The sequence below is a fragment of the Embleya sp. NPDC020886 genome (genome assembly GCF_044333915.1).
GTDB lineage: Bacteria > Actinomycetota > Actinomycetes > Streptomycetales > Streptomycetaceae > Embleya.
Map to the genome: position 1 here is coordinate 372,569 of NZ_JBIRRX010000001.1, position 20,365 is coordinate 392,933.

13 protein-coding genes are annotated in these 20,365 nt (G+C 70.3%); 6 read left to right on the forward strand and 7 right to left on the reverse strand.

The genetic code is table 11. The features are described 5' to 3' along the window. Nucleotides 1-378: 378 nt before the first annotated feature. On the reverse strand, nucleotides 379-762 hold the full coding sequence (locus ACH4U8_RS01580) for a hypothetical protein (RefSeq protein ID WP_395775521.1): 384 nt from the start codon (nucleotides 760-762) through the stop codon (nucleotides 379-381). 212 nt (nucleotides 763-974) lie between these two features. Here ACH4U8_RS01580 and ACH4U8_RS01585 point away from each other — a divergent pair, with 212 nt between their 5' ends. Together ACH4U8_RS01585 and ACH4U8_RS01590 are read left to right on the forward strand one after the other, a co-directional pair. Next, the gene (locus ACH4U8_RS01585) at nucleotides 975-1,616 is read left to right on the forward strand and encodes a GNAT family N-acetyltransferase (protein WP_395775522.1); all 642 of its coding nucleotides are present in this window, start codon (nucleotides 975-977) and stop codon (nucleotides 1,614-1,616) included. 50 nt (nucleotides 1,617-1,666) lie between these two features. Then, nucleotides 1,667-2,719 (forward strand): LCP family protein, encoded by a 1,053-nt coding sequence (locus ACH4U8_RS01590; protein ID WP_379991894.1) that lies wholly within the window; start codon nucleotides 1,667-1,669, stop codon nucleotides 2,717-2,719. A gap of 27 nt (nucleotides 2,720-2,746) precedes the next feature. Here the strand turns inward: ACH4U8_RS01590 and ACH4U8_RS01595 are convergent, their stop codons facing one another. Continuing rightward, nucleotides 2,747-6,190: a hypothetical protein gene (locus ACH4U8_RS01595; protein WP_395775523.1), complete on the reverse strand. Its 3,444-nt coding sequence runs from the start codon at nucleotides 6,188-6,190 to the stop codon at nucleotides 2,747-2,749. Between the two features lie 878 nt (nucleotides 6,191-7,068). Between ACH4U8_RS01595 and ACH4U8_RS01600 the strand changes: the two genes are divergently transcribed. The 3 genes from ACH4U8_RS01600 (at nucleotide 7,069) to ACH4U8_RS01610 (ending at nucleotide 10,012) form a co-directional block, all read left to right on the forward strand. Beyond that, nucleotides 7,069-7,878, forward strand: coding sequence for an SDR family NAD(P)-dependent oxidoreductase (locus tag ACH4U8_RS01600; RefSeq protein WP_395775524.1), 810 nt, complete (start codon nucleotides 7,069-7,071; stop codon nucleotides 7,876-7,878). A 143-nt stretch (nucleotides 7,879-8,021) separates the two neighbouring features. Continuing rightward, nucleotides 8,022-9,140 carry an LLM class flavin-dependent oxidoreductase gene (locus ACH4U8_RS01605; protein ID WP_360317463.1) on the forward strand — a complete coding sequence of 373 codons (1,119 nt, stop codon included), beginning with the start codon at nucleotides 8,022-8,024 and terminating at the stop codon, nucleotides 9,138-9,140. A gap of 77 nt (nucleotides 9,141-9,217) precedes the next feature. Next, the gene (locus tag ACH4U8_RS01610) at nucleotides 9,218-10,012 is read left to right on the forward strand and encodes a hypothetical protein (RefSeq protein ID WP_360317461.1); all 795 of its coding nucleotides are present in this window, start codon (nucleotides 9,218-9,220) and stop codon (nucleotides 10,010-10,012) included. Nucleotides 10,013-10,092: 80 nt separating this feature from the next. On the opposite strand, the gene ACH4U8_RS01615 is transcribed toward ACH4U8_RS01610, so the two are convergent. The 4 genes from ACH4U8_RS01615 to ACH4U8_RS01630 form a co-directional block, all read right to left on the reverse strand. Beyond that, nucleotides 10,093-11,562: an amino acid permease gene (locus ACH4U8_RS01615; RefSeq protein ID WP_360317459.1), complete on the reverse strand. Its 1,470-nt coding sequence runs from the start codon at nucleotides 11,560-11,562 to the stop codon at nucleotides 10,093-10,095. A gap of 277 nt (nucleotides 11,563-11,839) precedes the next feature. Then, complete coding sequence (gene dxs, locus ACH4U8_RS01620; protein ID WP_360317491.1) at nucleotides 11,840-13,774, reverse strand: 1-deoxy-D-xylulose-5-phosphate synthase; 1,935 nt, start codon at nucleotides 13,772-13,774, stop codon at nucleotides 11,840-11,842. Between the two features lie 136 nt (nucleotides 13,775-13,910). Next, entirely contained in the window at nucleotides 13,911-15,149 is a 1,239-nt protein-coding gene (locus tag ACH4U8_RS01625; RefSeq protein WP_360317489.1) for an ROK family transcriptional regulator, read from the reverse strand. Between the two features lie 253 nt (nucleotides 15,150-15,402). Next, nucleotides 15,403-15,870, reverse strand: a complete 468-nt coding sequence (locus tag ACH4U8_RS01630; protein WP_395775525.1) for a hypothetical protein — start codon at nucleotides 15,868-15,870, stop codon at nucleotides 15,403-15,405. 167 nt (nucleotides 15,871-16,037) lie between these two features. On the opposite strand from ACH4U8_RS01630, the gene ACH4U8_RS01635 reads away from it, so the two are divergent. Then, complete coding sequence (locus ACH4U8_RS01635; protein WP_395775526.1) at nucleotides 16,038-17,036, forward strand: asparaginase; 999 nt, start codon at nucleotides 16,038-16,040, stop codon at nucleotides 17,034-17,036. Between the two features lie 345 nt (nucleotides 17,037-17,381). Here ACH4U8_RS01635 and acnA read toward each other — a convergent pair whose 3' ends face one another. Beyond that, the gene (acnA, locus tag ACH4U8_RS01640) at nucleotides 17,382-20,099 is read right to left on the reverse strand and encodes an aconitate hydratase AcnA (protein WP_395775527.1); all 2,718 of its coding nucleotides are present in this window, start codon (nucleotides 20,097-20,099) and stop codon (nucleotides 17,382-17,384) included. Nucleotides 20,100-20,365: the final 266 nt, after the last annotated feature.

Sequence of the window (20,365 nt, forward strand, 5' to 3'; positions counted from 1 at the left end):
CACGGGTATTCGATCCGGGAGACCGTTCGGGGCTATGTCGGCCTCGTGTCGGTGCGGATCCAACGGCTGTCCGGAAGCCGAGCTCGATCCCCCCTGTCCGGAACCCGCCGACCCTTTCGGCCCGACGACCTGCCGGGGCTGCCACCGCAACTACCGGCCCGTCAGACCCAATCCCTGGTGCTCGGATTACTGCTTGACCAGGAAGTCCTCATGCTGTCTGACCAGCAGGGATGCGCGGCTTGCGGAGCCTCCATGGCCCGCCGCAAGCCGACACCCAACACCCGCAGGTGGTGCTCGGGCACCTGCCGGCAGAGAGTTGTCCGCCGGCGGGCGGAGTTCCGCACGCGGGCCGCACGAGTCGACGAGTGACCGACGGCCTCACCGCAGGTGGAGGAAACTCCGGATGTCGTCGAAGCCGTCGAGGGCCCGACCATCCACGTCCGTCGGATCCGCCTCCGCACGCGCCGCCAACGATTCAGCCAACGCAAGGGCCTCATCGCTGAGACATCCGAAGCGCCGAGCCGCATGTCCCAGACACAGGCCGGCCAGACCGAGCAGGGGGCTGCCTGGCACGGCCCGCGTCCCGATCTGGACGCACCGGTGCTCGACGAACTCCCGATCGTCGTCGTTCAACGCACTTCCGACCAGTGCAACCGCCGCCTCGCCCTCTTGCGAACGGTCACGCAGAGCCTCCTCCAAGATCCCGGCCACTGCCTCGTGAGGCAGAGCAGGAGGGTTCTCAAAGCGCAGATGAGAGTGCATCCCGCGAGATTGCGCGCTGACGGAAGTGGCATCCGCCCAGGCCCCCAGCGACGTCGAGGCGAACCCTGCCTGACGCGGCACCGACCCGATCCGCCACACATCGGACCAACTTCGGTGTCAGAAACCGGATAGTGGCCCATCTTCAGTGTCACAAACAGCGATCCGCCCAACTTCGGTGGCAACCAACCCAAGTTCGCTGTCACAGGTCATCGGTGGGCGGGGCCGTCGCCTTCCCGATGCGAGCGGCGCCGTGCCGCCACCCGATGCACCGCCGGCCGCACCGTCTCGCGTGTCGGGCGGCAGCCACAATGGCAATCATGAGCAGTGATGCGATGCGTGTTGCCTCGGTGGGCGATCTGGAGCGTTTGCGAGAGATCGAGGTCGCCGCCGGGATGTGTTTCGTCGATGTCGCGATGCCGGAGATCGCTGCGGACGAGCCGTTGTCCGTGGCGGAGTTGGCGCAGTATCAGAGCGATGGGCGGTGCCTGGTGGTCGGGGAACCGGCGATCGCCTATCTGATCTGGGACCTCGTGGACGGCGCGGCGCACATCGAGCAGGTGTCGGTGCATCCCGACGGGGCGCGGCGCGGGCTCGGGCGGGCGATGATCGATCGGGTGCAGGCGGAGACCGGGCTCGCTTCGACGTTGACCACGTTTCGGGACGTCCCGTGGAACGCTCCGTACTACGCGCGGATCGGCTTTCGCACGCTCGACGCGGCCGAGGTGACGCCGGGGCTCGCGGCAATCCGGGCGCACGAAGCGGCCATCGGGCTGGATCGATGGCCTCGCGTATGCATGCGGCGGCCGGCTCCGGATCTCGGACAGGCAGCGAAGTCGATCTCGTCTTCGCACTGATTTTCGGCTCCCTCTGCCGTTGCTGACGAATGGTCAGCTAGCTTCTGCGCATGACGGATGCGCTGGGTGCGACGGACGAGTCGGCCGAGGTCGGTGGGGCGGACGAGGACGTCGAGCCGACCTCGACACCCGAGCGCAAGCCTTGGTCACGGCGCCGCAAGGCGATCGTGGGACTGGTCGGGCTGCTCACCCTTTCGCTGTTCGTGGTCGGTGGCTGCGCGGTCTGGGTGGTGTACTCGCTCAACGCCAACATCAAGCGCATCGACGGAGTCTTCGACCGATCGAGCATCCCCGCTGCGGGGCCGCGCCCGCCGGCCGATCCCACCGCCGGTCGGGCACTGAACATCCTGCTCGTCGGTATGGACGCGGCGGCGGCCGGCGCCGACCCGAACGTGCTGGAGGGCCGACGCAGCGACACCATGATGCTGCTGCACCTGCCCGCCGGTCGGGCCTCGATCTCGGCGATCTCGCTGCCGCGCGACTCGTGGGTGTCGATCCCGGGACACGGCGAGGCCAAGCTGAACGCGGCCTTCTCGTGGGGCGGACCCGCGCTGCTCGTGGCCACGATCGAGAACCTGACCGGCGTACGAATCGACCACTACGCGGCGGTGGACTTCGGCGGCTTCAAGGGCATGGTCGACGCGCTCGGCGGGGTGACGGTGGACGCCGACAAGGGCCGGGCCAAGCTGGACGGCAACGAGGCGCTCAAGTTCGTGCGGCAGCGCTACGGGCTCGAGCGCGGCGACCTGGATCGGGTGGCCCACCAGCAGCAACTCCTGGGCGCGATCGCGGAGAAGGTCACCGCGGAGGGCGTACTCGGCAGCCCGCTGCGCACCGAGAACCTGTTGCAGTCGCTGACCAAGTCGCTGACCGTCGACGACAACCTCAACTTCAAGGCCCTGCTCGACCTGGCCACCGACCTCAAGGGCATCAACGAAGCCGACCTGGCGTTTCGCACCGCCCCCGTCGCCGGCTTCGGCGAGCGCGGCGGCGGGCAGAGCGTGGTCCTGCTCGACGACAAACGCTGCAAGGAACTGTTCGCCGCCGTCCGCGCCGACATCCCCTGGCCGGAACCGGCCCCCGGCGAACTGTGGCGGCCCTGAGCACGTCACCGACGGTGCTCGGAGCGCTCAGCACAGTCGGTGCAGGGCGCGGCGGGCGGCCTTGGCCACCTCGGGATCGGGGTGGGTGGTTTCGGCGAAGCGCAGCACGTCCTCGGCGCAGGGGTGGCCCATCGTCGCGAGTTCGCCGAAGACCACGTCGGCGCCCGGTCCCTGGCTGCCCGTCACCTCGGTGAGCAGGCCCAGTACGGCCGCCTCGTGTCGACCCAGGAGCGCTGCGGCGGCGTTGTCCGCGGTCAGCCAGGCCAGCGTGCGCAGCGTCGCGGGTGGCACGTCGCGGTCGTGGGTCAGGCGCCAGTTCCACACGTGCGGGGCGAGGGTGGGGTCGGCGCCGGCCTGGGTGAGGGCGCGTTCGACGGCGGCCTCGGGCAGGTCGGCAGCGCCCAGATGGGCGAAGAGCATGAGGCGCTCGGTGGGCCCGGCGGCGCCCGCGACCGCACACAGCTCGGACAACGCGGCGTCGACGGGGCGGCACGCGATCCAACTCGCGAACGTACGCGTCGCCACCGGTCGCGGCCACGCCCCCATCGCGCCGAGCAACCGGGCGCCGGACGCGGCGGTGTAGTCGTCGACGGTGGCGACCGGCAGCCCCTGCTCCCGAAACATGCGATGCACGAGCGTGCCACCGAGGCCGGTCAACGTGATGCCCTCGGCGGTGCGCCGAACAATGCCGAGCGCCGCCAGCCGATCGGCAAGCAAAATCACCCCGGCCCGAACCCGACCGAGAAACTCGGCAGACCCCGGATCCGCAGCGGCGGACACACCGGCCGCAGACGCGAACGAGCCGGTCGCGGGCGCGGGCGGGCCAGCCGCACGCGGGCCCGGGTCGGTCGCGGAAGCATGCGGGTCAGCGGTACGCGAGCCCGGGTCGGTCGCGGGCGCAGGCGCAGGCGCAGGCGCAGGCGCAGGCGGGCGAGTGGAGTCGGCCGCCGGCGCCGGCGGGCGCGGGTCCGTCGCGGGCTCAGGCGCGCCGGTGTCGGATGCAGGCACGGGCAGGCGCGGATCGGCTGCGGGCGCGGGCGTACCGGCGTCGGACGCAGGCACGGGCAGGCGCGGATCGGTCACGGGCGCGCGTGGGTCCGTCGCGGGCGCAGGCGGGCGCCGCCCGGTCGCAGACGCGGGTGCGGGCGGGTTGGCCGCAGGCGAGCACGGATCGGTCGCGGGCTCAGGCGAGCCGGTGTCGGTCGCAGGTGCGGGCCAGCCGGTGTCGGGTGCGGGTGCGGGTGCGGGTGCGGGTGCGGGCAGGCGCGGATCGCCTGCGGGCGCGGTGGCGCCGGTGTCGAACGCGGGTGCAGACAAGCGCAGATCATTTGCAGATGCGGGCGAGCCGCTGTCGGTCGCCGGTGCAGGCAGGCGCGGATCGGTCACGGGCGGGCTCGGGTCGGTCGCGGGCGCAGGCGGGCGCGGGCCGGTCGCAGACACAGGTGCGGGCGGGTTGGCCGCAGGCGAGCGCGGATCGGTCGCGGGCGAGCCAGGGTCGGGCGCAGGTACCGGCGCTGGCAGACACGAGTCGGATGTGGGCGGGCTCAGGTCGGGCGCAGGCGCAGGCGAGCGTGGGTCGGGCGTGGTCGCACCCGCACCCGCGTCGCACAGTCGGCCCAGTTCGCGGACCAGGTCGGGCGCGTCCAGGATCCGGCCGAGCGCGAACGCCTCGTCCTCGGCCGGCAACTCGGTACGCAGCGTGCGAACCACGTGGTCGAGGTCGCGACGCACCGCCAAGCCCACGAACAACGACGCCGGGAGCGGGCCGCCGAGTTGGACCAGACCGGTGAACAGCGACGCGGCGAGCCCCTCGGGGACGTCCCACCGCCGCTCGTGCGCCTCGCCGAAGGTCGCGTTGTCCTCGGCCACCACCACCATCGCCCGCGCGGCGAGCGCGATCAGCTCGCGGTCACCGCCCTCGCGCCACACCCGCAGGCCGTCCGCGGCATGTACCGCACCATCGAGTAGGACGAGCAGACCGGTGCCCAGCGCCAGCGTCCAACGCCGGTGCAAAGCATGCTCGTCCCGAGCCGTACGAGGCGGGCCGGCGACGGGGCCACAGGGTTGCTCGGCGATGCCGAGGTCGACCATCGCCCGGCGTGCGACGTCGTGCGCCAGTACCTCCTCCCGGGTGATCGACAGCGGCCCGTGCTCCTCCACGTATTCCGCGAGCGCGGCCGCCTGGGCCAACAGCGGCGACATCCGGGCAGCCAACGCGCACTCGGAGGTGGGCGGCACGTACAGCGGCGGCAACGCGGGCTCGCTCGGGCCGCTGCCGGGACCGCTGAGCGGGGCGGGCACACCGAGTTCGAGGAAGCGGGTACGCAGCCCGTACAGCCCCAACGGGGTCAGCCGCACCGCCATGAACGGCGCTCCACCACCCACGAGTTCACGGATCTCCAGGACACCGAACGCACGCAGGTCGTCCATCTGGTGGGCCAGGGTCAGGCCGGTGAACAGCGCCGGGTCGGCGACCAGCGGCGACCTCGGTCGGCCGTCGGGCGTGTACGAGAGCAGCTCGAACAGCCCGCCCATCGGCACCCAACGACCCGCGTGGTCGTACAACTCGCGCAACAGCTCACGAATCACATCGCCACCGCGCAGCACGTACCCGGCGCGACGCATGGCCGGCCGTCCGGTGGCCTCGCCGACCGCGACGCCCTCCCACAGGCTCGACCACACACGCAGCACATCGCTCGGTCGACCGATCGCCAGCGCCCGGGTGAGCGCACCCGCGGTCGCGACGGTGCGGCCGACCTCGATCAGGCCCGCCGTACAGGCGATCGACCAGACATGATGCAGCGACTCCACGTCGCGCGCGCTGCGGACGCCCTCGATCGGTACGTCGATGCCCAGCGAGGCCGCGGCCTCGACCGCCGGGACCCGGCGCAGGACACCGGTCGCGGTCACCGGCCGCCCACGACCGACCCAGCGGGCCAGAGTGAGCGCGGCGGCGAACGACGGCGCCGCCGAGGCCGCCCGCGCCAACTCGCGTTCGTCCGGCAACCGAACCGCCGGCAGCGCCCTGCCCCGTCCTGGGCCCGTCGCATAGCCCGCCACGAACAACTTTTTCGCCGACCCCCAACAGGTCGAATCCGCCATCCGGGCCGGCAGTTCGCCCTCGTGTCGTTCCAGCACCGCCAGCAACGGGTCGAGCCGGTCGCTGTCCGGGTGCAGGGGCCCACGCTCACGCAGGAACTCCAGGAACAACCGCAGCGCGGGCACCACCAGACCTACGGTGTCCGCACGGGGCAGCGCGACGTGCGCAGGCACCAACGTCTCCAACAGCGCATTCAGATCACCGGCCCGCCAGCGCGTGTGGTCGTCGAGCCGCAGGCAGGCGACCCGCAGATCGAGCAGGGTGCCCACGACATCGATCATCCGCTCGGTATCCGGGGCCGGTCGGCCCGCTCGCGCGAGCCATGTGCCGAAGTCGGCCACGATGCCGCAGGAATCGGGAGATAGCGCCACGTCGCAGAGCGTAGTGAGCGCCGCATCCGCTTCGCATGGATTTCGGACAATCCATGCGAACCGACAACGGGCCCCGAAGCACCGCTCCCAAAGAGCCCCCGAACGCACCACCCCTCACTCCCGCACACGCGCCGACATCGACTCACCCCACCGCCTGGGCGGGCGACCACAACCGCACTCCCCTACCTCGCCGGCGCGCCCACAGCCACCTGCGCCCTCCGACGACCGCAGCCCACACCACCCGCGCCGCCGCCCGCACCCGCGACCAGTGCCGTCGGCGCAACCACACTCGCGACCGCACTACGCTGCGCCCGCACCCGCCGCCACAACAAAGCGCGGCCCGAGCGCCGTCGGCGACCAAGACCACGACCACGACCACGCTCGCCGGCCTTGCCGCCCGCACCCTCCGACCACTGCGCCCGCACCCGCCAGAGCCCGCGGCCGACACCGGCTCACCTGCGCCTGCGCCCGCGCCTGATCCGCCCACGACCGCGACCTACGACTGTCGGCACCCGAACCCGCACCCACACCCACAGGCGACGCCCGCGCCTGCGCCCCCGGTCGCCGGCCCGACACCCGCGCCGGCGACAACGCGCAACCACCGGCACCGGTGCCGGCAAGGCCGCCCGCCGGCACACCGTCGTCGAGCTTGGTCGAATAGGCCACCCCGGGCGGTGATGTCCGCCACTTTTGCTGACTGAGCGTCAGATCACCTGCGGACCTGCGTGAACACCCACCCACCGAGTCGGAAAAAGACAGCCGTCTCCCTTCAGGTGACGGGTCGTCAGGTGGCATGGTGACCCCAGCGCAGAGCACGGCCGGCGACGGCCGCTCCGCGTCGAGGCGACAACGTACGCGATCCACAGTGAGGTGCCCCCGTGCTGCTCGACCCTTCCGCCGCCCTGCTCACCGATCGCATCGCCGTGGTCACCGGCGCCGCCCGGGGAATCGGCGCGGCGACGGCCGTCGCACTGGCCCGGTTCGGCGCGGACGTCGCCATCTGCGACCGCGAGCCGATCGGCCTCCAGGAGACCGCGAAGGCGATCGAGGCGACCGGCCGCCGGGCGCTCGCGGTCGAACTCGACGTCCGCGACAGCGACGGCGTCGAGCGCTTCCTCGGCGAGGCACACAGCACATTCGGCGGGTTGGACATCCTCGTCAACAACGCCGGCGGCGGCTTCTGGTCACCATTCATGGAGGTCCGCCCCAAGGGCCAGACCGCGCTGGTCGACGAGAACTTCACCTCCGTCACGCACGTGATCCGACACGGCGTCCCGCTCGTCCGCGACGGCGGCTCGATCGTCAACGTCACCAGCATCGAGGCGTTCCGTGCCGCACCCGGCTTCGCGGTCTACGCCGCGATGAAGGCCGCGGTCGAACAACTCACCAAGTCACTGGCCCTGGAACTCTCGGATCGACGCATCCGGGTCAACTGCGTGGCCCCCGACGCGATCCCCACCCCCGGCGACGCCGGCCTCGCGGAGACGTTCGAGACCGCCGAGGGCGCCCACGACTACGCCGCCAAGGTGCCCCTCGGCCTGGGCACCCCCGACGACTGCGCCGCCCCGATCGTCTTCCTCGCCGGCGACCTGGCCCGCTTCGTCACCGGCACCACCCTGCACGTCGACGGCGGCACCATGGCCGCCTCCGGTTGGGTCCGCCGCCCGGACGGCACTTTCGCCCCCTGACCGAAAGCGCCGGCGCCCGCACCCGCCGGCGCCGGCCACGCACCCCCGCCCACACAGCACCCAGACAAACCGGAACGCCCCCGAACGCCCCGGACCACCGACCGATCACCCCGCCCCGACCAGAACGCGGAACTGGGAGTGCAATGGAATTCGGCATCTTTCTTCAGGGCTACAACCCGTCGTTCCGGCGCGAGGGAAACCCCAACGCCGAGCACGAAGCCCTGATGAACGACATGGACTTCGCGATCGCCGCCGACCGGGCCGGCTTCAAGTACGTCTGGCTGAGCGAACACCACTTCCTCGACGAGTACTCGCACCTGTCCGCCAACGACGTGATGTGCGGCTACCTCGCCCACGCCACCGAGCGCATCCATATCGGTTCCGGCATCTTCAACCCGCTCCCCCAGGTCAACCACCCGGCCAAGGTCGCCGAGCGGGTCGCGATGCTCGACCACCTCACCAAGGGTCGCTTCGAGTTCGGCACCGGCCGGGGCGCCGGCAGCCACGAGATCCTCGGCTTCCTGCCCGGCATCGAGGACATGTCCGAGACGAAGGCGATCTGGGAGGACGTGATCCGCGAGTTCCCCAAGATGTTCCTCCAGGACACCTACGAGGGCTACAACGGCACCTACTGGCAACTCCCGCCGCGCAAGATCCTGCCCAAGCCGTACGGCAAGTCGCACCCCGCCATGTGGTACGCCGCCGGCAGCCCGCCGTCCTACGCGATGGCCGCCCGGATGGGCCTGGGCGTACTCGGCTTCTCCATCGGCGACCCGGCGAGCGCCGAGAAACTGGTGGCCGGCTACAAGCGCGAGATCGGCAACGCCGAACCGATCGCCGACTTCGTCAACGACAACGTGCTCGCGGTGAGCACCGGCTTCGTCGCCGAGACCAGGGAGCAGGCGGTCGCCAACGCGGTCGCGGCCCGGCCGATGTACCTCACCGGCAACGTCTTCCGCTACCACGACACGTTCCCGCACCCCGAGGGCATCCCGTACTGGCCCGAACTCATGCCCGACCTGACCCCCGAACTGGTCGAGTTCGCCGCCGACGCGGGTGCGCTGATCTGCGGCGCGCCGGACGGTGTACTGGACGCGGTCAAGGCGTACGAGGCGGTCGGCGTGGACCAACTCGTCCTCGGCCTGGGCTGCGACAACCGCGAGAACACCCTCAAGACCATCGAACTGTTCGGCAAGCACGTCATCCCCAAGCTCGACACCGAGCCGGAGCACCGCACCACCCGCTTCCGCCGGCAGGCCTGACCATTGCCACCCGGCCGGCGTCCCCGGCCGGGCCCGTCCCGCCCGACACGTGTCACCGCACGACCCGAAAGGCAACCATGAGCTTCAAGGAATATCCGATCCGGGTGGGCAGCATGCTGTTCACCGCCGTGGACCCCGAGCGCGGCCACGAGGTGAGCTACAACCGCTGGTACGAGCGCGACCACTACTACGCCGGCTGCATGATCGGCCCCGGCCTGCTCGCGGGCAGCCGCTGGGTGGCCACCGCCGACCTCAAGGCGCTGCGCTTCCCGGCCGACAGCGACGTGGTCCCCAGCATCGACGCGGGCTCCTACGTCGCGATCTACTGGCTCAACGACGGCCAGTTCGACGAGTGGAACGCGTGGGCGGTCGACCAGGTCAACTGGCTCTACGGCAACGACCGCGGCTTCCAGCACCGGATCCACGCACACACCGGCATGTACCTGCACGACAGCCGCTGGTACCGCGACGAGGACCCGGTCCCGCTGGAACTGGCCCTCGACCGCAACTACCAGGGCCTGGTCTCGCTCGCCGTGCAGCGCGCCGAGGGCACCACCCAGGAGGACCTGGAGGCGTGGTTCTCCACGAACCTCCCGGACTTCCTCAAGGGTTCGCCGATCGCGTCGGTGGCCGCGTGGACCGCGGTCCCGCTCAAGGACGACGCTCCCGCGTTCGTCCCGCGCGACCCGAACGCCGCGACCCGCAGCATGCAGTTGTACTTCCTCGAGGGCGACCCGCGCGAGAGCTGGGACGCGTTCAAGGCGTGGGCCGAGCGCATCGACGCCTCGGGCATCGGCCGGGTCACCTACTGCGCGCCGTGGATCCCCACCGTGGTCGGCACCGACAAGTACACCGACGAACTCTGGGGCTGAGCCCCGCCGTCGTCCGACACCCGCGTGGGCCCGGGTCGCCTCGACCCGGGCCCACGCGGGTCATCGAACAACCGTCGCCGTCACCGCAGTCGGCTGTGCTGTCGTCCGTAGAGGAAGTAGACGACGAAGCCGGCCACCATCCACACCAGGAACCGCAGCCACGTCTCGGTGCTGAGATTGAGCATCAGCCACAACGTGGCCAGCATCGACAGGATCGGCAACCACGGCACGAGCGGCACCCGGAACGCGCGCGGCAACTCCGGTCGGGTCCGGCGCAGGATCAGCACGCTCGCCGCGACGACCATGAACGCGAACAGTGTGCCGATGTTGACCATCACGTCGATCTCGTGGATCGGGGTGAACCCGGCGATCGCCGCGACCACCACCGCGATCAGCATCGTGCTCATGTACGGCGTGCCGAACCTGGGATGCACCTTCGCGAACAACGGCGGCAACAGTCCGTCCCGACTCATCGCGAAGAAGACCCGACTCTGCCCCATCATCAAGATCATGCACACGGTGGTCAGGCCGGCCACCGCGCCGATGCTGATGATCGTCGCGATCCAGCCCTTGCCGACCGACCGGAACGCCTCCGCCAACGGTGCGGACGACGAGAGCATGTCGTAGCGCTGCATGCCGACCACGACCAGCGACACCGAGACGTACAGGATCGTGCAGATCACCAGCGAGCCGAGGATCCCGATCGGCATGTCGCGCTGCGGCTTGCGGGTCTCCTCGGCGGCGGTGGCGACCACATCGAAGCCGATGTACGCGAAGAACACGAGCGCCGCACCGGAAAAGATCCCCATCACACCGTAGATCTGCGGCTCGAACCCGAACAGGGTCTGCACGAGCGGCGCCTTGAGCCCGTCGTTGCCGGACGAGGGCGGCTGCGAATCGGGGACGAAGGGGTTGTAGTTGCCGGTCTTGACGAAGAACAGACCGGCGAAGATCACCAGCAACACGATCGCGATCTTGATGGTGACCATGACGAGGTTGAACCGGGCCGAGAGCTTGACCCCGAACACCAGGATCGTCGCGACCCCGAGCACGAGCAGCAGGGCCGGCAGATTGACCTTCCCGCCGTCGCCCGGCGCGGCCGTGATCGCCTGCGGCAGGTCGATGTTCGCCTGCGAGAGCAGTGAGGTCAGATATCCCGACCAGCCGATCGAGACCACCCCGACACCGAGCGCGAGTTCGAGAATCAGGTCCCAGCCGATGATCCACGCGGGCAGTTCGCCGAGGGTGGTGTACGAGAACGTGTACGCGGATCCCGCCACCGGAACCGTGGACGCGAACTCGGCGTAACACAGCGCGGCCAGCCCGCAGACGAATCCCGCCAGCACGAACGACAGCGCCACGGCGGGGCCCGCGTAGTCCTTCGCCGCCGTACCGGTCAGCACGAAGATGCCCGTGCCCACCACCACACCGACGCCGAAGACCATCAGGTCGAGCGCGGACAACTCCCGGCGTAGGCCGTGTCCTTCGGTGACATCGGTGTCCTGGATGGACTGCTCGATGTTCTTGGTGCGAAACAGCGCGTTGGCCATGGCAACACCTCCTGGTGGCGGAGACCGTTGCCATGATCGAGGCTTTCACTCCTGTTTCCGGGTGACCGATCCTCGGCGCGTCAGGGTGATCTTCGAACCGAAAGCCGAGGAGCCGGGAAGCCGGAGTGCGGGAGCACCGGGGATCGACCACCCGGAAACAGGAGTGTGGGAGTGCGGGAGCACCGGGAAAAGCACAACGATCCCGAGGCCGAAAGCGAAGCCTGTGGCTTCCCGCTCCCGGCCCCGGGATCGTCGCGACGTGTGCGGCGGCCCTGGCTCAGGCGGTCGTCTCGTGTTGTTCCGCGTCCGCGTCCACGGTCTTGGACGCGATCTCCTCGACCACCTGGCGCGAGATGTCCTGGGCGTTCAGACCGATCCGAACCAGGATGTCCGAGCGCTCCGCGTGGTCGAGGAACTCCTGCGGGATGCCGAAGTCGCGCAGCGGTACGTCCACCCGCGCGTCCCGCAGCGACTGCGCGATCGCCGAACCGACGCCACCGGCCCGGCCGTTGTCCTCGATCGTGACCACGAGCCGATGCCGAGCCGCCAACGGCGCGAGCCCGGCCGGAACCGGCTTGACCCAGCGCGGGTCGACCACGGTCGCGGCGATGCCCTGGTCGGCGAGCCGATCGGCGACCTCGACCCCGATCTCGGCCATCTGCCCCACGGTCACGATCAGCACGTCGCCGCGCTCACCGCCGCCGTTGCGCTGGGGACCGGTACGGCGCAGTACGTCCATCTCGTCGATCCGGCCGATCGCCGCGATCTCCGGGCCCACCGCGCCCTTGCCGAACCGCACCACGGTCGGCGCGTCGTCGACCTCCATCGCCTCGCGCAACTGGGCACGCACCTGGGCCGCGTCGCGCGGCGCGGCCAGTCGCAGGCCCGGCACGACCTGAAGGATCGACATGTCCCACATGCCGTTGTGGCTGGCCCCGTCCGGCCCGGTCACGCCGGCCCGGTCGAGCACGAAGGTCACGCCGCACTTGTGCAGCGCCACGTCCATCAGCACCTGGTCGAACGCACGGTTGAGGAAGGTCGCGTACACCGCGACCACCGGGTGCAGTCCGCCGCTGGCCAGGCCCGCCGCCGAGGTCACCGCGTGCTGCTCGGCGATCCCGACGTCGAACACCCGGTCCGGGTGCTTGGCGGCGAACTTGTGCAGCCCGACCGGGATCAGCATCGCCGCGGTGATGCCGACGACGTCCTCCCGCTCGTCCGCGATGGCGACCATCTCGTCGGCGAACACCGACGTCCACGACGCGCCCGACTTCTTCACCGGCAGGCCGGTCTCGGGGTTGATCACACCCACCGCGTGGAATTGGTCCGCCGCGTCGTTGACCGCGTGCGCGTAACCCTTGCCCTTCTGGGTGATCGCGTGCACGATCACCGGTCCGCCGAAGCCGCGGGCCCGGCGCAGCGCGTTCTCCACCGCCTCGACGTCGTGCCCGTCGATGGGGCCCACGTACTTCAGGCCCAGGTCCTCGAACAGGCCCTGCGGCGCGACCGCGTCCTTGAGGCCCTTCTTGGCGCCGTGCAGCATGTCGTAGACCGGACCGCCGACCACCGGAGTGCGGCCCAGCACGCCCTTACCCCACTCCAGGAAACGCTCGTAGCCGCGCGTGGTGCGCAGCGTGGCGAGGTGGTCGGCGAGGCCGCCCTGGGTCGGGCCGTACGAGCGCTCGTTGTCGTTGACCACGATGATCACCGGGCGGTCCTTGGCCGCCGCGATGTTGTTCAGTGCCTCCCAGGCCATGCCTCCGGTCAGCGCTCCGTCACCGATCACCGCGACCACGTGCCGATCGGTTTGACCGCGCACCTGGTACGCCTTGGCCAGGCCGTCCGCCCAGGACAGCACCGTGGAGGCGTGCGAGTTCTCGATCACGTCGTGCTCGGACTCGGCCCGGCTGGGATAGCCGGACAGGCCGTCGGCCTGACGGAGCTGCCCGAAGCCGTCCTTGCGGCCGGTCACGATCTTGTGCACGTAGCTCTGGTGGCCGGTGTCGAAGAGGATCTTGTCGCGTGGCGACTCGAACACCCGGTGCATCGCGATGGTCAGCTCGACCACACCGAGGTTGGGACCCAGGTGACCACCGGTCTTGGAGACGGACTCCACCAGGAAGGTGCGGATCTCGTCCGCGAGCCGCGCGAGCTGCTCGGGCGAGAGGGCCTTGAGATCACGGGGTCCTCGAATGCTGTCCAGCAGGGCCACCCGTTCCTCCTTCGTCAGATCCGTCACCGCCCCCACGGGTCTGACTGCAGGAGAGGCGTCCATCGAGTCTAGACGTGGCGATGACGGCGAATGGTTCGCATCGGGGTACCGCGATGCGCCATCCGTGCGCACCGGCTCACGTCGAAGCGCCCACGACCTGCGCCTCGGGTGTGCGTTCGACCGCGAAGGGGGTCATCTCGCTCATCACCATCGCCATCGCGCCGAGCACCTCGGCCCGCTCGCCGAGCGACCCCGTGACCACGGTCAGCCGACGCGAAGCGCTGGGGATGGCGTACCGCCCGACCGACTCGACGATCGGCGCGATCAGCAGGTCGCCGGCGCCCGCGAGGTCCCCGCCGAGGATGATCCGTTGCGGATTGAGCAGGTTCGTCAAGCTCGCCACGCCCACCCCCACGTGCCTGCCGGCGTCCGCGACCACCCGCCGGCAGCCCGCGTCTCCGGCCTTGGCGAGCTCGATCATCCGCGCGATGCTCAGGTCGGCGCCGTGGCTGCCGCGCAGCAGGTCGAGCAGGTAGGAGGCGTTGGTGAAGGTCTCCAGGCAGCCCCGGTTGCCGCACCGGCACACCGGCCCGGACTCGTCCAGCGTTATGTGACCTATCTCGCCCGCGGTGCCGCCCGGCCCCCGGTACAACCGGCCGCCGATCACCAGGCCCGCGCCGACACCGCCGGACACCTTGAGGTAGGCCATCTCGGTGCAACCCACGCCCGCGCCCCAGACGAGTTCGCCCAGCGCGCCGAGGTTGGCGTCGTTGTCCACCAGGACCGGCAGGCCCAGCCGGGCCTGCATCGCCTCGCGCGGGTGGCAGCCCACCCAGCCCGGCAGGATCGTGGTCGAACCCAGCGCACCGGTGTCGATGTCGATCGGGCCGGGCACGCCGAGCCCGACCCCGGTGACCTCGGCCCGGACCGCGCCGGCGCGCTCCAGCAGCACGCCCAGCAGGCGATCCGCGAGCGCGAAGCCCTCGTCGGCGGAGGAGTCGACGTCGATCGGGACGTGCTCCTCGGCGAGCACCCGGTGGGCGAAGTCACCGATCGCCACCCGCAGGTGGCGATGGCCGAAGTCGATGCCGACGACCACGCCCGAGGCGCGGCTGAGCGAGACGTTGCGGGCCCGCCTGCCGCCGGCGGAGGTGGGGGTCACCTCGACCATGTCGAGGGCCTTCAACTCCCGTACGATGTTCGACACCGTCGCGGCGGACAGCCCGGTACTCCTGGCGATCCCGGCCTGGGTGAGCGCACCCGCCATGCGGACCGCGTGCAGGACCCGATCGAGATTGGCCCTGTGCAGCGAGGACTGGGAGCCGGACGAGTGCGATCCCGGCGGCCGGGCCTGCGAAAAGCGGGCTCCCGTCATGCCGTCGGACATCTACGATCTCCTCGCCCCGGTGCATTCGACGCACTTGTTGTGTGCAAGTCCTGAACTCTATTGCCCCCTCCGTCCGGGCAGAAGAGTCAAACCTGAACGCAGGCGTCACGATCGGGCCTCTATTCGCCGCCGCACGACCGACGAACGCATGGAACGTTACAAACACCCCTTTCGCTCCGGCGTCGTGGCAGGTGGGCGGGACCGAGCGGACGGGCGCACCAGGTGCGCGACGTCGCGCACGTCACAGTCGAGGCTCCCAACGCTCGCCCGCGAGGGCCTCCTCGACCAGCCGGACCGCACGCTCGGTGGCCGCGGCGCGCGAGCCCTCGTACTCGTACATGCGCAGCGCCGCCTCCACCGCCCGCGCGGGCACCCGCTCGGCAAGCTCGACACGCGCCGTGCCGTAGCCGTGTCGGGCCGCGGCGAGCGCGGCGGCCACGTGTTGGCGGGCCATCCGGGCCAGGATCAACGGGTATTTGCGCAGGAGGTCGTGGCTTCGATAGCCCGACGGGCACAGGTCGAACAGCCAGGCGACGGCCGTTTCCTCCCAGCCGGCCACACCGGGTGGCCGAACACCTCTCGGCCATCCCGTCGGCGCGATTCCGTCCCGGCCCCTGGGCTTGGATCCGGCCTCGTTCCCGGCCGCGGCATGGGCGAAGCGACCCGGCTGCTCCCAGGCCGGGGTATCGCGATCGCCATTGCCGTACATATGTTCGATTATGCGCGGTGGCCGACCGGGAATGCACACGTGGATCATGGAGGGGGCATCCCGCACTCGCGTTCGACTCTCGCGTCGTCGTGCTCGCGCTCGCCCCCCACCCGCGTTCCGCCCCGCACCCCACTTTGTTCGACTGTCGTACGACTCCAGGAGGACCCGTGATCCAGGCCGACAGCGCCGGCGACGAGGCCGCATTCGCCCACATACCGCTGGTCGGCGTGTGGCGGAACGGCTTCCTGGAATCGATCCACCACGGCACGGCCGTACTCACCGGCACCGACGGCTCGGTGGTCGAGGGACACGGGGCCGTGGACGCGCCGATGTTCCCCCGCTCGGCCAACAAGCCGTTCCAGGGTCTGGCGATGGTGCGCAACGGGCTGGACCTGGACGGCGAACTGCTCGCGCTCGCCTGCGCCAGCCACTCCGGCGAGACGTTCCACCTGGAGGGGACCCGACGCATCCTGGCCCGCGCGGGGTTGCCGGAGAGCGCGCTGCGCTGCGTACCGGACTGGCCCCTGGGCGCGGCCCAGCGCGACGCGTGGCTGGCGGCCGGCAAGGGCCCCGAGCGGATCGCGATGAACTGCTCGGGCAAGCACGCCGCGATGCTGCTCACCTGCGTGTACAACGGCTGGTCGACCGAGGACTATCTGGCGCCGGACCACCCCTTGCAGCAGGCCGTCCGCCAGGCGGTCGAGGACGTCGCCGGCGAGCCGGTCGCGGCGGCCGGCGTGGACGGGTGCGGGGCGCCGCTGTTCGCCATCTCGCTGGCAGGCCTGGCCCGGTCCTACGGCCGCTTCGCCGGAGCCGCCGAGGGCACCGACGAGCGGCGGATCGCGGACGCGATGCGCGCCCACCCGCAGTGGGTCGCGGGCACCGGTCGGGACGTGACGGGGCTGATGCGGGCGATCCCGGGCCTGCTCGCCAAGGACGGTGCGGAGGCGGTGTACGCGGTGGGCCTGCCGGACGGGCGGGGCGCCGCGGTCAAGATCGCGGACGGTGCGTCACGGGCCCACATCGTCGCCGTGGCGGCATTGTTGTGGCGCATGGGTGCGGACGAGCAGAGCCTCGCCCCGTTCGCCCAGGCACCGGTGTACGGCGCCGGTGAAGTGGTCGGCGCGATCCGCGCGTTCCCTCTTTTGGGTGAACCGGCACCCTAGCCCTGTCGCCCACATGCGCAGAGCGCAAAACTGACCCTGCGGCCGGTTGGGAAACCAACCGGCCGCGCCAATGCCCGACAGGTGCGCGAGGACGCTGCCTGCGGGTGTGGGCCCGAGTGGGCGGGCGCGGGTGCAGGCGCGTTGCCCGCGAGCGCGGGTGCAGGCGCAGGCGCGAGCACAGACGCCTGCGCCGCGTGCAAGTGTGGATGCCGCGAGTGCGTGCGGCCGGCACCTGCCCCACCCTCGTGTCGAGGGCGTGACGGCGTACCAAAACACCGGGCCGGGCCCCGAAGGAGCCCGACCCGGTGCGTCGATGCCGTGCGACCTGTCGTCGCGGTGCGGCGATCAGCCCTTGTTCACCAGCGAACGCAGCACGTACTGCATGATGCCGCCGTTGCGGTAGTAGTCCGCCTCGCCGGGGGTGTCGATGCGCACGACCGCGTCGAACTCGACGCCGGTGTCCGTGGTGACCTTGACCGTCTTGGGGGTGCGACCCTCGTTCAGCGCGGTGATGCCCTCGAACGCGAAGGTCTCCTCGCCGGTGAGGCCCAGCGTGGCGGCGCTGTGGCCGACCGGGAACTGCAGCGGGATGACACCCATGCCGATCAGGTTAGAGCGGTGGATGCGCTCGTAGGACTCGGCGATCACCGCACGCACGCCCAGCAGCGAGGTGCCCTTGGCGGCCCAGTCGCGGGACGAACCCGAGCCGTACTCCTTGCCCGCCAGCACCACCAGCGGGATGCCCGCGGCCTGGTAGTTCACCGACGCGTCGTAGATCGTCGACACCGGGGCGTCGGCCTGCGTGAAGTCACGCGTGAAGCCACCCTCGGTGCCCGGCGCGATCTGGTTGCGCAGGCGGATGTTCGCGAACGTGCCGCGGATCATCACCTCGTGGTTGCCCCGGCGCGAGCCGTACGAGTTGAAGTCCTTGCGCTCGACACCGTTCTCGGCCAGGTACTTGCCCGCCGGGCTGTCGCCCTTGATCGAGCCCGCCGGCGAGATGTGGTCGGTGGTGACCGAGTCGCCGAGCTTGGCCAGCACGCGTGCGCCCGCGATGTCCACGACCGGCGCCGGCTGCATCTGCATACCCTCGAAATACGGGGGCTTGCGCACGTAGGTCGACTGCGGGTCCCACTCGAACGTCGCGCCCGTGGGGATCTCCAGCGACTGCCAGCGCGAGTCGCCCGCGAAGACGTCGGCGTAGCGGTTGATGAACATGTCCTGGTCGATCGAGGAGGCCACCACCTCGGCGATCTCCTCGTCGCTCGGCCAGATGTCGGCGAGGTAGACCGGCTTGCCCTCGGGGTCCAGGCCCAGCGGCTCGGTGGTGATGTCGATGTCCATCGACCCCGCGAGCGCGTACGCGATCACCAGCGGCGGCGAGGCCAGGTAGTTCATCTTGACGTCGGGGTTGATCCGACCCTCGAAGTTGCGGTTGCCCGAGAGCACCGAGACGACCGCGAGGTCGGCGTCATTGACCGCCTTGGAGACCTCCTCCGGCAGCGGGCCGGAGTTGCCGATGCAGGTCACGCACCCGTAGCCGACCAGCGAGAAGCCGACCTTCTCCAGGTACGGGATCAGGCCCGCCTTCTCGTAGTAGTCCATGACGACCTTGGACCCGGGCGCGAGCGTGGTCTTGACCCACGGCTTGCGGGTGAGGCCCTTCTCGACGGCCTTCTTCGCGAGCAGCGCGGCGCCGAGCATGACCGAGGGGTTCGAGGTGTTGGTGCACGAGGTGATCGAGGCGATCACGACCGCGCCGTGGTCGATCTCGTACTCGACGCCGTCCTCGCCGACCACCTTGGTCGGGTTGTGCACGCGACCGTTGGAGCCGGTGGGCGCGTCCGAGGCCGGGAAGGACTCCTTGCCGGACTCGTCGCCGTTGGTGACGTAGTCCGCCAGCACGTCGCGGAAGCGCGTCTTGGCCTCGACCAGCACGACCCGGTCCTGCGGGCGCTTGGGGCCGGAGATCGAGGGCACCACGGTGGAGACGTCGAGCTCGATGTACTCCGAGTACTCCGGCTCGTGGCTGGGGTCGTGCCACAGGCCCTGGGCCTTCGCGTACGCCTCGACCAGCGCGAGCTGCTTGTCGTCACGGCCGGTCAGTCGCAGGTAGGTGATCGTCTCGGCGTCGATCGGGAAGATCGCGCAGGTCGAGCCGAACTCCGGCGACATGTTGCCGATGGTGGCGCGGTTGGCCAGCGGCACCGCGCCGACGCCCTCGCCGTAGAACTCGACGAACTTGCCCACCACGCCGTGCTTGCGCAGCATGTCGGTGATGGTCAGCACGACGTCGGTGGCGGTGACGCCCGGCTGCGCCTTGCCGGAGAGCTTGAAGCCGACCACGCGCGGGATGAGCATGCTGACCGGCTGGCCGAGCATGGCGGCCTCGGCCTCGATGCCGCCGACGCCCCAGCCGAGCACGCCCAGGCCGTTGACCATCGTGGTGTGCGAGTCGGTGCCGACACAGGTGTCGGGGTACGCCTGTCCGTTGCGAACCATGATGGTGCGGGCCAGGTGCTCGATGTTGACCTGGTGCACGATGCCGGTGCCGGGCGGTACGACCTTGAACTCGTCGAACGCGGTCTGGCCCCAGCGCAGGAACTGGTAGCGCTCCTTGTTGCGGCCGTATTCGATGTCGGTGTTGATCTCGAACGCGTCCGGACGGTTGAACACGTCGGCGATGACCGAGTGGTCGATGACCATCTCGGCGGGCGCGAGCGGGTTGATCCGGGAGGCGTCGCCGCCGAGGGCCTTCACGGCCTCGCGCATCGTGGCGAGGTCCACGACACACGGCACGCCGGTGAAGTCCTGCATGATCACGCGCGCCGGCGTGAACTGGATCTCTTCGCTCGGCTCGGCCTTCGCGTCCCAGCCGCCCAGGGCACGGATGTGATCGGCGGTGATGTTCGCGCCGTCCTCCGTGCGGAGCAGGTTCTCCAGCAGGACCTTCAGGCTGTAGGGGAGGCGCTTGCTGCCCTCCACCTTGTCCAGCCGGAAGATTTCGTACGACTCGTCACCCACGTTCAGGGTGGAGCGAGCGTCGAAGCTGTTCGCGGACACGACGGTCTCCCTTGATCTTGTGCGTTTCTCCCGCATCCTGCCGACACCCACTCGACGTACGCCAAGCAAGGTGACCCTAACCAGGGATGCCGGGGTCTGCGCCCCGCAGATATCTTGATGTCAAGACAAGTCTAGTCTAGGCCCCGACTCGTCCGTGCGGGTACCCGCAACACACGTGACGACCCGTCGGTCGCGGATTCCTCCGAGCGATCTCCCCCACACACGCACGTGCGCCCCTAACATGCGGGACAGCGAGTCCGGCGCGA

Bases quoted from the DNA above. Each gene is read 5' to 3' on its own strand.
- ACH4U8_RS01580 (WP_395775521.1), bottom strand. From the start codon at position 762: ATGCACTCTCATCTGCGCTTTGAGAACCCTCCTGCTCTGCCTCACGAG.
- ACH4U8_RS01590 (WP_379991894.1), top strand. From the start codon at position 1,667: ATGACGGATGCGCTGGGTGCGACGGACGAGTCGGCCGAGGTCGGTGGG.
- ACH4U8_RS01605 (WP_360317463.1), top strand. From the start codon at position 8,022: ATGGAATTCGGCATCTTTCTTCAGGGCTACAACCCGTCGTTCCGGCGC.
- ACH4U8_RS01610 (WP_360317461.1), top strand. From the start codon at position 9,218: ATGAGCTTCAAGGAATATCCGATCCGGGTGGGCAGCATGCTGTTCACC.
- ACH4U8_RS01615 (WP_360317459.1), bottom strand. From the start codon at position 11,562: ATGGCCAACGCGCTGTTTCGCACCAAGAACATCGAGCAGTCCATCCAG.
- ACH4U8_RS01625 (WP_360317489.1), bottom strand. From the start codon at position 15,149: ATGACGGGAGCCCGCTTTTCGCAGGCCCGGCCGCCGGGATCGCACTCG.
- ACH4U8_RS01630 (WP_395775525.1), bottom strand. From the start codon at position 15,870: ATGTACGGCAATGGCGATCGCGATACCCCGGCCTGGGAGCAGCCGGGT.